General features: G+C 70.2%; 1 protein-coding gene. It reads left to right on the plus strand.

All coding sequences use genetic code 11. The features are described 5' to 3' along the window. Nucleotides 1-91 precede the first annotated feature (91 nt). Nucleotides 92-14,502: SDR family NAD(P)-dependent oxidoreductase (locus tag ACFWXQ_RS44870; protein ID WP_386270348.1), on the plus strand; the 14,411-nt coding region annotated here is incomplete at its 3' end.

A 14,502-nucleotide genomic window follows, 5' to 3' on the forward strand; every position in this document is an offset into this window, starting at 1 on the left:
GGGGTAGGCGCGCCTTCGACGCCCACCGGATTCTTGCCCCTCGCGAGAGTCCGCGAGAGTCCGTTGGTATCTGCTCAGTGGGGTGACGGTGGTGGAGGACGAGAAGAAGATTCTCGATTACCTCAAGAAGGTCAGCGCCGAACTGCACCAGACGCGTCAGCGACTGCGGCAGGCGGAGGCCCAGGAGCAGGAGCCGATCGCCATCGTCGCGATGAGCTGCCGCTATCCCGGAGGCATCCGTTCGGCGGACGACCTGTGGCGGCTGGTCTCCGAGGGAAACGACGCGATCGAGCCCTTTCCGTCCGACCGGGGCTGGGACCTCGACGCCCTCCTGACCCCCGACCCGGACCGGCCGGGCGCCTCGTACGTACACGAGGGCGGCTTCGTCTCGGACATCGGCGACTTCGATCCGGGCTTCTTCGGCATATCGCCGCGCGAGGCGCTCACCATGGACCCCCAGCAGCGGCTGATCCTGGAGACCGCGTGGGAGGTCTGCGAACGAGCCGGCATCGACCCCCACTCACTGCGCGGCGGCCCGGTCGGCGTGTTCGTCGGGTCGAGCAGCCAGGCCTACGGCGAACTGGTCGCCACCCGGCCCGAGATCGCCGAGGCGCACATGAGCACCAGCAGCGCCGGTGCCGTGATCACCGGGCGGGTGTCCTACACGCTGGGGCTGGAGGGCCCGGCCGTGACCGTGGACACTGCCTGCTCCTCCTCGCTCGTCGCCATGCACCTCGCCTGCCAGTCCCTGCGACGCCAGGAATGCTCGCTCGCGCTGGCCGGGGGAGTGGCGCTGCTGGTCAAGCCCGAGCCGTTCGTCGCGTTCAGCCGTCAGGGAGGCCTGGCCGCCGACGGCCGCTGCAAGCCCTTCTCCGAGAGCGCCGACGGCACCGGCTGGTCCGAGGGCGTCGGTCTGGTGATGCTGGAGCGGTTGTCCGAAGCGCAGCGCAACGGTCACCGGGTCCTGGCCGTGATTCGCGGCTCGGCGGTCAACCAGGACGGTGCCTCCAACGGCCTGACCGCCCCCAACGGGCCCGCCCAGCAACGCGTGATCCGCCAGGCCCTCATGAACGCCCGCCTGACACCGGCTGACGTCGATGCCGTCGAGGGACACGGCACCGGCACCACCCTGGGTGACCCGATCGAGGCCCAGGCGCTGCTGGCCACGTACGGGCAACGGCCCACGGACCGGCCGTTGTTGCTGGGCTCGCTGAAGTCCAACATCGGTCACACCCAGGCGGCGGCCGGGGTGGCCGGAGTGATCAAGATGGTCATGGCCATGCACCACGACCTGCTGCCCCGAACCCTGCATGTCACCGAGCCGACCTCGCATGTGGACTGGTCGGCCGGGGCGGTGGAACTGCTGACCGATGCGCGGACATGGCGTCCCGAGGGCCGTCCCCGCCGGGCGGGTGTCTCCTCCTTCGGCATGAGCGGCACCAACGTCCACCTCATCCTCGAAGAAGCCCCGGAGCCCGAGGACGAGGCACAGGCGAGCCCGCCCCGGTCCGAGCCGGGTGCCAACGCGTCTGCCGAAACACCGCTGCCGCCATTCCTGGTCTCGGGCAGGAACGAGGAGGCACTGCGCGGCCAGGCCGCCCAACTGCTGTCCCACGTCCAACAGCAGCCCGACCTGGTCCTGCGCGACCTCGCCCACTCACTGGCCACCACCCGCGCCGCGTTCGAACACCGTGCGGCCATCACCGCCACCGACCGCGCCGGGCTGCTGGGCGGGTTGGCCAAGGTCGCCGAGGGCGAGGCGGGAGCAGGTGTCGCGTCGGGTCCGGTCCGCCCGGGCAAGCTGGCGTTCGTGTTCTCCGGTCAGGGCAGCCAACGCCTGGGCATGGGAAGGGAGTTGTACGAGTCGTTCCCGGTGTTCGCTCGTGTCCTGGACGAGGTGATCGGCGAACTGGGCCTGCCCCTGCGGGAGGTCATGTGGCCGGAGGAAGAGGCTGAAGGCCACGGCCGTTTGGATGGTACGGAGTTCGCGCAGCCGGCGTTGTTCGCTCTGGAGGTGGCGCTGGGGCGGCTGTTGGAGTCGTGGGGTGTGCGGCCGGACTATGTCGCCGGGCACTCCGTCGGTGAACTGGCGGCTGCGCATCTGGCCGGAGTGTTCTCGCTGCCGGATGCGTGTGCGTTGGTGGCGGCGCGCGGCCGGTTGATGGGTGCCCTGCCTGCGGGTGGTGCGATGGTCGCAGTGCGGGCCACCGAGGACCAAGTCGCGGCGGTTTTGGCGGACCAGGAAATCGGTCAGGAGCGGGTGGCGATCGCGGCCGTGAACGGCCCCGACGCGGTCGTCATCTCCGGCGACGAGGCGACGGTCGCACAGGTCGCGGCCCGCTTCGAGCGGTCACAGCGGCTGCGGGTCTCGCACGCCTTCCACTCGCCGCTGATGGACCCGATGCTCGCCGCCTTCGCCGAAGTGGCTCAGTCGGTCACGTTCCACCCGCCGGTCATCCCGCTGGTTTCCAACCTCACCGGCGCTCTCGCGGATCCGAAGGAGCTGTGCACGCCCGGCTATTGGGTACGCCACGTACGCGAGGCGGTCCGGTTCGGCGACGGCATGCGGGCGATGCGCGACGCGGGAGTGGGCACCTTCCTGGAGATCGGCCCCGACGCCACCCTGACCGCCCTCGCGACCCTGGCCGCAGACGCCGGCCAGGACGTGGACGCCGGCCAGGACGTGGACGCGGTCCCCGCACTGCGCAGGGACCGGCCCGAAGCTCCCCACCTGCTGAACGCACTCGGGCACCTGCACACCCGCGGCGTCCCCGTCGACTGGCCCGCACTCTTCAAGGACCGGCCCACCCGCCCCGTAGACCTGCCCACGTACGCCTTCCAGCGCCGGCGTTACTGGATGGACGGCGCGATTCCCACCGGAGACGCCGCGTCGATCGGCCTGGGACCCGTCGACCACCCGCTGTTGAGCGCCGCTGTTGCCCTCGCCGACTCCGGGGGAGTGGTGTTCACGGGGCGGCTTTCTACCCGTTCGCATCCGTGGCTGGCTGATCACGAGGTGATGGGCACGGTACTGCTTCCTGGTACTGGTTTCGTGGAGTTGGCGATCCGGGCGGGGGACGAGGTGGGTTGCCCGGTTGTCGAGGAGTTGACCATCGAGGCTCCGCTTGTTTTCTCGCAGCGTGATGCTGTTGTGATTCAGGTGGTTGTGGGTGCGCCCGAGGGTTCGGGTGCGCGCTCGGTGGCGGTGTACTCGCGCGGTGAGAACGTCCCTGATGAGCCGTGGCTCCGGCACGCCGGCGGTGTTGTCGTGCCGGCAGGGGAGGAGACCTCCGAGCCGTCGGCCTCGGACCTGGTGGTCTGGCCGCCGGAGCGGGCGACTGCCTTGCCGGTGGACGGGCTCTACGAGCGGCTGGTCGAGCAGGGCTTCGCGTACGGCCCTTCGTTCCAGGGACTGCGCGCCGCCTGGCGGCGCGGCACGGACCTGTTCGCCGAGATCGTGCTGCCGGCCGAGGCGCAGACCGACGCCGCCGGGTTCGGTGTGCACCCGGCCCTGCTGGACGCCGCTCTGCAGACCCGGTTCCTGGACTCGGGTGGCGCGGACGACGACAAGGGCATGGGGGAGACCTCGATCCCGTTCGCCTGGAACCGTGTCTCCCTGCTGGCTTCGGGTTCCTCCTCGGTCCGCGTGAAGGTCTCGCCGTACGGCGAGGGACTGCGCATGTCGGTGGCCGACACCGCAGGTGCCCCCGTACTCACGGTCGACTCGCTGATCGCCCGGCCCGTCTCGGTGGAACAGCTCAGCGGGTTCCGGGGTGCCGGCAGCGGGGAGTCCCTGTACCGGGTGAACTGGACACCGGCTCCCCTCGCCCCGGCGGACACCGGAACGGCTTCGGCGGCCGCCGAGGATTTCACCGTGCTGCACAGCCCTCGCAACCTGGAGGGCCCCGTCCCGGAACAGGTCCGCTCCGCAACACACCAGGTCCTGGCGGCACTTCAGGACTGGGAGGGACCCGAACGCCTGGTGGTGGTGACGCGCGGGGCGGTCTCAGCCGCGTACGGCGAGGCGATCTCCGCTACGGAGGGCGAGCCGGTCTCCGCCGCGTACGGCGAGGCGGTCACCGATCTCCCGGGCTCGGCGGTCTGGGGGCTGGTGCGGTCGGCTCAGGCGGAGACTCCCGGCCGGTACGTGCTGATCGACGTGGACGACCCGGCCTCCGAGGTGGCCGTCGCCGCCGCCGTCGCCTCGGGCGAGCCACAGCTTGCGCTGCGCGCCGGGGCGGCTCTCGTTCCCCGGCTGGAGACCATCGCGGCACCGGCCACCGAAGAGGCCCTCGCCCCCGCGTGGCCCGCCGCCGGAACCGTACTGATCACGGGCGGCACCGGCGGCCTGGGCAGCGTCGTGGCCCGGCACCTCGTGGCCGAGCACGGCGTACGCCACCTGCTGCTGGTGAGCCGCGCGGGCCTGGCTGCCGACGGCGCCGCCGACCTCGTATCGGAACTGTCCGCAGCAGGAGCAGCGGGAGCAGCCGGAGCAGCGGGAACGGGCACCTCGGTGCGCGTCGAGGCGTGCGACGTCGCCGACCGTGAGGCCCTGGCCGCACTCCTCGCCACCATCGACCCCGAACACCCGCTGACGGGCGTCATCCACACCGCCGGTGTCGCCGACAACGGCGTCATCGATGCCCTGTCCCCGACGCAGTTGGACCACGTGCTGCGGCCCAAGGTGGACGGCGCCTGGAACCTGCACGAGCTGACCCGCGACATGCCCCTGACCGCGTTCGTACTGTTCTCCTCGTCGGCCAGCCTGGTGAACGGCCCCGGACAGGGCAACTACGCGGCGGCCAACCTCTTCCTGAACGCCCTTGCCGAACTCCGTTGCGCACAGGGCCTGCCCGCCCGGACCGTGGCCTGGGGCCTGTGGGGCGAGGGCCAGGGCATGAGGCGGCAGCTCAGCACGGCCGACGTGGCGCGCGTCAACCGCTGGGGCATGCTCGAACTCACCGTCGCCGAAGGACTCCGGCTGTTCGACGCGGCCGTCGCAGCGGCGGAGCCCGTGCCTCTCGCGATCCACCTCGACACCGCGGCGATCCAGGCCCGCACCGACGGCATCCCGCACATTCTTCGGGGCCTGGTCCGTGCACCACTCCGGCGAGCGGCCCGCAACGAACTGCCGGCGGCCGACACACCGGCGCTGGCCGCACAGTTGGCCGGGCTGTCCGACGCCGACCGGGAGCGGACCGTTCTCGACCTGGTCCGCACCCATGTGGCGGCCGTCCTCGGCCACGCGACGGCCGACGCCATCGAGGCAGAACGCGCCTTCCAGGAGCTGGGGTTCGACTCCCTGACCGCCGTCGAGCTGCGCAACCGCCTTCAGACCGCGACGGGCCTGCGGGTGCCTGCCACCGTCGTCTTCGACCACCCGAGCTCGCGTGCCCTGACCGACTTCCTGCTCGCCGAGGCATCCGGTACCGACTTGTTCGTGGCGGCCCCCATGGCCACGCCCACCGAGGGCGACGACGACCCGATCGCCGTCATCGGCATAGCCTGCCGCTACCCCGGCGGTGTCACCAGCCCCGAGGGCCTTTGGCAGTTGGTCGCCGACGGCGTCGACGGCATCACCTCCGATCCCCCCACTAACCGGGGCTGGAACCTCGACCGCCTGCTCGACCCCGAACTCAGCCGCCCGGAGACCACCTACGTCCTCGACGGCGGATACGTTTACGAAGCCGCGGAGTTCGACCCGGAGTTCTTCGGAATCTCCCCACGTGAGGCGCTGCGGCTCGACCCCCAGTTCCGGATGCTGCTGGAGGCGTCCTGGGAGGCGTTCGAACGTGCCGGCATCGACCCGGGAACACTCAAGGGCAGCCCGACGGGCGTGTATGCGGGCCTGATGCACCACGACTACGTCGCCAGCGCCGTCCAGGGCAGTGTCATCTCCGGCCGCGTCTCCTACACCCTGGGCCTCGAAGGACCCTCGGTAACGGTGGACACGGCATGCTCGTCGTCGCTGGTCGCCATCCATTTCGCCAGTCAGGCACTGCGGCGGGGCGAATGCTCGCTCGCCCTGGCCGGTGGCGTGTCCGTGATGTCCACGCCCGACATGTTCACCGAGTTCAGCCGCCAGGGCGCGCTGTCTCGCGACGGCCGCTGCAAGGCGTTCTCCGCCGCGGCCGACGGCACCAGCTGGGGCGAGGGCGTCGGCGTCCTCGCCCTGGAGCGGTTGTCCGAGGCCCGGCGCAACGGTCACCGGGTCCTGGCGGTCATCCGGGGTTCGGCGGTCAACCAGGACGGTGCCTCCAACGGTTTCACCGCTCCGAACGGTCCCTCTCAACAGCGGGTGATCCGGCAGGCGTTGGCGAGTGCAGGGCTTGCTGCGGCGGATGTGGATGCGGTGGAGGCGCACGGCACGGGGACGGCGTTGGGTGACCCGATCGAGGCGCAGGCGTTGCTGGCCACGTATGGGCAGGATCGGTCGGGGGACCGGCCGTTGTGGCTGGGCTCGCTTAAGTCCAACATCGGGCATACGCAGGCGGCTTCGGGTGTCGCGAGTGTGATCAAGATGGTCATGGCGATGCGCAATGGTGTGTTGCCCCGGACGTTGCATGTGGATGAGCCTTCGCCGCATGTGGACTGGTCGGCGGGCGCGGTGGAGCTGCTCAGCCGGCCACGGCCGTGGGCGCGTGACGATGACCACCCGCGCCGGGCGGGCGTCTCCTCGTTCGGGCTGAGCGGTACCAACGCCCACTTGATCCTCGAAGAGGCTCCGGAAACGGAGAGTACGGAGAGTTCCGAGGAGGCCGAGGGGTCTGGCCCGGCTTTGCCGGCGGTGCCGTGGGTGTTGTCGGCTCGTACGGGGGAGGCGTTGCGGGAGCAGGCGGCTCGGCTTGCCGCTCATGTCGGCGGGCGGGATCTGGACCCGGTTGATGTCGGGTATTCGCTGGCTGCGACGCGTGCGGCACTGGAGCACCGGGTGGTGGTGGTCGGTGCGGATACGGCTGAGCTGGTGGACGGGCTGGGGGCGGTGGCCCGGGGTGAGCGGCTGGGTGGGGTGCCTGTCGGTGGTCGGCTGGCGTTCATCTGCTCCGGTCAGGGCAGTCAACGGCTTGGTATGGGGCGGGAGTTGTACGAGTCGTTCCCGGTGTTCGCTCGTGTCCTGGACGAGGTGTTTGGGGAGCTGGGCCTGCCCCTGCGGGAGGTGATGTGGCCGGAGGGCGAGGCTGAAGGCCCCGGTCGTTTGGATGGTACGGAGTTTGCGCAGCCGGCGTTGTTTGCGCTGGAGGTGGCGCTGGGTCGGTTGTTGGAGTCGTGGGGTGTGCGGCCTGATTACGTTGCCGGGCACTCTGTCGGCGAACTGGCGGCTGCGCATCTGGCCGGGGTGTTCTCGTTGGCGGATGCGTGTGCGTTGGTGGTGGCGCGTGGTCGGTTGATGGGTGCGTTGCCTGCGGGTGGTGCGATGGTCGCGGTGCGGGCCACCGAGGACGAGGTTGCGGCGGTTTTGGCGGACCAGGAGCTCGGTCTGGAGCGGGTGGCGATCGCGGCGGTCAACGGCCCTGATGCCGTGGTGATCTCGGGCGAGGAGAGCGCTGTGATGCAGGCTGCGGCCTGCTTCGAGCGCACGCGGCGGTTGCGTGTGTCCCATGCCTTCCACTCGCCGTTGATGGACCCGATGCTGGCGGCTTTCCGTGAGGTCGCTGCGCAGGTCACCTTCCATCCGCCGGTGATTCCGTTGGTGTCCAACCTGACCGGTGCTCTCGCGGACCCGGAGGAGCTGTGCACGCCCGAGTACTGGGTACGCCATGTGCGCGAGGCGGTCCGGTTCGGCGACGGCATGCGGGCGTTGCGCGACGCGGGAGTTGGCACGTTCCTGGAGATCGGCCCCGACGCCACGCTGACTGCCCTGGCCGATGAGGACGGGGACGCGGTTCCTGCCCTGCGCCGGGATCGGCCTGAGCCCGCCCAACTCCTGCGCTCTCTGGGCGACTTGCACACCCGAGGTGTACCCGTCACCTGGCCAGCCCTCTTCGAAGGCCGGCCCACCCACGTCATCGACCTGCCCACCTATCCCTTCCAGCACAAGCACTACTGGACGAGCTCTGCTCAGGTGGGGGGTGAAGTGAGTGCTGCGGGGCTGGTGAGTGCGGAACACCCGTTGCTGGGTGCGGTGGTGGAGCTGCCCGGGTCGGGGGGTGTGGTGCTGTCGGGCCGTCTGTCGGTCCAGGGGCAGCCGTGGCTGGCCGATCACACGGTGATGGGCACTGTGCTGTTCCCCGGCACCGGCTTCGTCGAGCTGGCCATCCGGGCGGGCGACGAGGTGGGCTGCGCGGTCGTGGAGGAGCTCACGCTGCACGCGCCGTTGGTCCTGCCCGAGCGGGGTGGGGTGGCGGTCCAGGTGATGGCGGGCGCTCCCGATGCGGAGGGGCGTCGGGAGGTACGCGTACACGCGCGGCCCGAGGACGCGGCCCTCGACGAGGAATGGACCCTGCACGCCGAAGGAGTCCTCGCTCCGGACACTGCCCCGGCCAACCGGCCGACAGGCATGGAGACATGGCCGCCCGCCCACGCCACCCCACTGCCACTCGACGACTTCTACGAGCGGCTCGTCGGATACGGACTTGAGTACGGGCCCATGTTCCAGTCGATGCGGGCGGCATGGCAGCTGGAAGACACGGTGTTCTGCGAGGTCGAACTGCCCGAGACAGCCGCCGCTGACGCTGCCGAGTTCGGCATTCACCCTGCGCTGCTCGACGCTGCCCTGCACGCCAAGTTCTTCGTCGACGGCGGCGGCAACGACAGCGATAGCGACGGCGATACGGGCAGTGGCCCTGCAATTCCCTTCGTTTGGAGCGGGGTTCGCCTGTACGCCGCTGGCGCTTCGCAGCTACGGGTGAAGATCTCGGCGGCCGGTTCCGCACTGCGGATGACGCTGGCCGACGGCGCTGGCGCGCACGTTGCGACAGTGGACTCTCTCGCCTACCGCGAGATCTCGGCCGGACAGCTGAGTGAGACGACGGCCGACGTCCATCGTTCGCTCTTCCAGATGGAGTGGATTCCCGTCACACCGGCCGCCGTTCCCGGCGAGGTGAGTGAGCGGCTTGTCACCACCGCGCGGTCCGCATCGGAGTTGACGGCCGTGGACGCGGCGGACGTCGTCGTCCTTGACCTCCGGGAATCCGGAGGACCGGTTGGCCGGAGGGCACAACAGGCACTGGACGCGCTGCAGGCTTGGTTGGCCGAGGAACGGTTCTCGGCGTCCACCTTGGTGGTCGTCACACGGGAAGCCGTGGCCCGCTCCCTCGAAGAGGCCATCGACCCGGCCGCGGCGGCCGTTTGGGGCCTGACTCGGTCCGCGCAGATGGAGAACCCCGGCCGGATCGTGCTCGCCGACCTGGACAGCCATCCGGACTCCGAGGCGCTGCTGGCCACCCTGGACCAGACGGCAGGCACGGAAACGGAGCTGCTGATCCGCGAGGGCGTCTGCCACGGTTCCCGCCTGGCGCGCGTCCAGGCCCGGGCCGCCGAAGCTCCCACGCCGTGGGATCCGGACGGCACGGTGTTGGTCACTGGTGGTACGGGTGGTCTGGGGGCGTTGGTCGCGCGGCATCTGGTGGTCGGGCACGGGGTACGGCATCTGCTGCTGACCAGCCGCCGGGGTTTGGCGGCTCCGGGTGCCGGTGAGTTGGTGGCGGAGTTGTCGGAGCTCGGTGCCGTGGTGCGGGTCGAGGCGTGTGATGTCGCCGACCGTGACGCGTTGGCCGGGCTGTTGGCCGGTATCGATCCGGTTCGTCGACTGGCTGGTGTGGTGCATGCGGCCGGGGTTTTGGACGATGCTCTGCTGGCCGATCTGACTGCGGAGCGGCTGGAGTCGGTGCTGGGTCCGAAGGCGGACGCGGCCTGGCATCTGCACGAACTGACCCGGGAGATGGACCTGGCGGCGTTCGTGCTGTTCTCGTCGATCGCGGGTGTCTTCGGCGGTGCGGGCCAGGCCAACTACGCGGCAGCGAACGCGTTTTTGGATACTCTGGCGCAGCACCGGCGGGGTTTGGGGCTGTCTGGGCGGTCGCTGGCGTGGGGGCCGTGGGAGCAGGCGCAGGGGATGGCGGGCCGGCTGACCGGGCAGGACCGTGCCCGGCTGGCCCGCTCCGGCATCCTGGCCCTTACCGATCAGGAGGGCTTGGCCCTGTTCGACGCGGCCTTGGCGGTGCCGGAGTCGGAGTCGGTGCCGACTGTGGTTCCGGTGCGGTTGGACCTGGCTGGTCTGCATGCGGCGGACGGGGAGGTTCCGGCCGTCCTACACGGGCTGGTCGGGAGGCAGGGCCGTCGCGCGAGCGTGCGGGCCGGGCACGGCTCGTCACTGGCGCGTCGGCTGCATGGCCTGGACGCGGACCAGCAGCTGTCGCTCGTGGCGGATCTGGTGGGTGTTCAGGTGGCGGTGGTGCTGGGCTTCGGCCCGGACACGGTGATCGAACCGGGCCGGGCATTCAACGAGATGGGCTTCGACTCGTTGACCGCGGTCGAGTTCCGCAACGCCCTGACCACCGCCACCGGCCTGCGCCTGCCCGCCACCCTGGTCTTCGACTACCCCACCGTCACCACCCTGACCCACCACCTCCTCACCCACCTCCTCGACACTCCAGCGGGCAGCACCACCACCGCAGCACCACTGCGGGCAGCCGATGCGGACGAGCCGATGGCGATCGTCGGAATGGCATGCCGGTACCCCGGCGGGGTGAACAGTCCTGAGGACTTGTGGCAGTTGGTCGCGGAGGGCATGGACGGTGTTGCCCCGTTCCCTGTCGACCGGGGCTGGGATCTGGGGCGGCTCTACGACCCCGAGTCCGCACGCCCGGGCACCAGCTACGTCCGGGAAGGTGGATTCCTGGACGGCGCGGCCGGCTTCGACCCGGAGTTCTTCGGGATCTCCCCACGAGAAGCACGCGAACTGGACCCGCAGCAGCGGCTGCTGCTGGAGGTCTCGTGGGAGGCGTTGGAACGCGCCCGGATCGTGCCCGCCACGCTGAAGGGCACGCCGACCGGGGTGTTCGCCGGGGTGATGTATCACGACTACCCCACCGGGGCGAGTGCGGGCAGCATCATCTCCGGCCGCATCGCCTACACACTGGGGCTGGAAGGCCCGGCCCTCACCGTCGACACCGCCTGCTCGTCCTCCCTGGTCAGCCTGCATCTCGCTGCTCAGGCTCTGCGTAACGGTGATTGCAGCCTTGCCCTGGCCGGCGGGGTAACCGTGATGTCCACCCCGGACACGTTCGTCGAGTTCAGCCGCCAGCGGGGCCTGGCCCCCGACGGACGCTGCAAGTCCTTCTCCGAGGACGCCGACGGCACCGGCTGGTCGGAGGGCGTGGGCGTCCTCGTCCTGGAACGGCTCTCCGACGCCCGCCGCAACAACCATCAAGTCCTGGCGGTCATTCGGGGTTCGGCGGTCAATCAGGACGGCGCTTCCAACGGCCTGACCGCCCCCAACGGCCCCGCCCAACAACGCGTCATCCACCAAGCCCTCACCCACGCAGGCCTCTCCCCGGCCGACATCGACGCAGTCGAGGCCCACGGCACGGGGACCACGTTGGGTGACCCGATCGAGGCGCAGGCGCTGCTGGCCACGTACGGTCAGGACCGGTCGGGGGACCGGCCGTTGTGGCTGGGGTCGTTGAAGTCGAACATCGGGCATACCCAGGCGGCGGCCGGGGTGGCCGGTGTGATCAAGATGGTCATGGCGATGCGGCACGACCTGTTGCCCCGGACGTTGCATGTGGGTGAGCCGTCCTCGCATGTGGACTGGTCGGCGGGGGCGGTGGAGCTGCTCACCCAGGCCCAGCCCTGGCAGCACAACGGTCACTCGCGCCGGGCGGGCGTCTCCTCGTTCGGCATCAGCGGCACCAACGCCCACCTCATTCTCGAGGAAGCCCCGCAAGCTGAGCGTCTTGAGCAGAGCGAGCAGACCGTCCCGGTTCTGCCGGTGGTGCCGTGGCTGCTGTCCGCGAGTACCGAACCGGCGCTGCGGGCGCAGGCCGCTCAACTGGCAACCCACATGACTGAGCAAGACCTGGACCCGGTGGACGTCGGGTACTCGCTGGCCACCACCCGCGCCGCACTGGAACACCGGGCAGTGGTAGTCGGCACGGAGATAACCGAGCTGTTGGGCGGTCTGGGCCAGGTCGCCGAGGGCGAAGCGGGGGCGAAGGCCCTGACGGGCATGGTCCGCCCGGGCAAGCTGGCGTTCATCTGCTCCGGCCAGGGCAGCCAACGCCTGGGCATGGGCCGCGAGCTGTACGACACCTTCCCCGCATTCACCCACGCCCTGGACGAGGTCACCGAAGAACTCGGCCTGCCCCTGCAGGAAATCATGTGGCCATCAGCAGAAACCGAAGGCAACGGCAGCCTGCACCATACGGAGTTCGCACAACCAGCACTCTTCGCACTGGAAGTCGCTCTGGGCCGACTGCTGGAGTCATGGGGTGTGCGGCCTGATTACGTTGCCGGGCACTCCGTCGGCGAACTGGCGGCCGCGCATCTGGCCGGAGTGTTCTCCCTGCCCGACGCTTGTGCGTTGGTAGCAGCCCGGGCTCGGCTGATGGGTGCGTTGCCTGCCGGGGGTGCGATGGTCGCGGTGCGGGCCACCGAACGCGAAGTCATCGCAGTCCTGGAAGGCTTGGAGCGGGTGGCGATCGCGGCGGTGAATGGCCCCGACGCGGTGGTCATCTCCGGCGAGGAATCCGCCGTGCTGTCGGCCGCAGCCCGCTTCGAGCACACCCGGCGGTTGCGGGTGTCCCATGCCTTCCACTCACCCGTGATGGACTCGATGCTGGCGGCTTTCGGTGAGGTGGCCCAGTCTGTGGTCTTCCACTCGCCGGTGATTCCGCTGGTCTCGAACCTCACCGGTGCTCTCGCGGACCCGGAGGAGCTGTGCACTCCCGGATATTGGGTGCGCCACGTACGGGAGGCGGTCCGGTTCGGCGACGGCATGCAGGCGTTGCGCGCCGAAGGCGTGACCACGTTCCTGGAGATCGGCCCCGACGCCACACTGTCCACACTGGCTGATCAGGACGGGGACGCGGTTCCCGCTCTGCGCCGGGACCGACCCGAGGCCACTCATTTGCTGCAGGCTCTGGGTCGTTTGCACACCCGAGGTGTGCCCATAGCCTGGCCGGCCCTCTTCGAAGGCCAGCCTGCCCACCTCATCGACCTGCCGACCTATCCCTTCCAGCACAAGCACTACTGGATGGACGCCACGGAAGACGCTGTGGATGTGGAGCAGGCAGGACTGGAGACCGCCGAGCACCCACTACTGAGCGCTGCGGTTGCTCTCGCTGACTCCGGGGGTGTGGTGTTCACGGGGCGGCTTTCTACCCGTTCGCATCCGTGGCTGGCTGATCACGAGGTGATGGGCAAGGTACTGCTTCCTGGTACTGGTTTCGTGGAGTTGGCGATCCGGGCGGGGGACGAGGTGGGGTGCCCGGTTGTCGAGGAGTTGACCATCGAGGCCCCGCTTGTTTTCTCGCAGCGTGATGGTGTTGTGATTCAGGTGGTTGTGGGTGCGCCCGAGGGTTCGGGTGCGCGCTCGGTGGCGGTGTACTCGCGCGCTGAGAACGTCCCTGATGAGCCGTGGCTCCGGCACGCGGGCGGTGTTGTCGTGCCGGCAGGGGAGGAGACCTCCGAGCCGTCGGCCTCGGACCTGGTGGTCTGGCCGCCGGAGGGGGCGACTGCCTTGCCGGTGGACGGGCTTTACGAGCGGCTGGCCGGGCAGGGTCTTGTGTACGGTCCGGTGTTCCAGGGGGTGCGTGCGCTGTGGGAGCGCGGGGATGAGGTGTTCGCCGAGGTCGAACTCCCGGCCCGGGCCGTCGAGGAGGCCGCGGGGTTCGGCTTGCATCCGGCACTGTTCGACGCCGCTCTGCACGCCCTGGCCGGCACCGGCCAGGACGACGGTGACGACGGCGGGCAGGGGCCAGGTGTGCGTCTGCCGTTCGCCTGGCAGGGCGTGCGGCTCCACGCCTCCGCAGCCACCGCCCTGCGCGTCCACCTCCGCCCCACTGGACCGGCCACCACCGCCATCACCCTCACCGACCCCCACGGAACCCCCGTCGCCACGGTCACCTCCCTCACCACCCGCCCCGCCCCATCCGACCCTCACACCATCAGTCACGCCGTCCGACAGGCCCTCTACCACCTGGACTGGACCCCGGTCCCGGCACGGGCCGGCCAAGACCATGCGGCTGTCGGGCTGGAGGCTCTGCGCATCCACCGGGTCACGGCTCAGGCGGACGACAGCCCGGCCGCCGCGCTGCGGCAGGCACTGTCGGACACTCTGCACGCCCTGCAGTCGTCCCCGGGCATGGAATCGCAGGACGGAGTCGGCGCCACGCCGCCGCTCGTCGTCCTCACTCACAACGCGGTGTCGGTGACCGACACGGATGCCCCCGTGGACCTGGCCGGGGCGGCGGTGTGGGGGCTGGTCCGCTCCGCCCAGGCCGAAACACCCGGCCACCACCTCCTCATCGACACCGACAACCACCCCACCTCCCACACCGC

The organism is Streptomyces sp. NPDC058697 (assembly GCF_042715345.1).
GTDB classification, from domain to species: Bacteria; Actinomycetota; Actinomycetes; order Streptomycetales; family Streptomycetaceae; genus Streptomyces; species Streptomyces liliifuscus.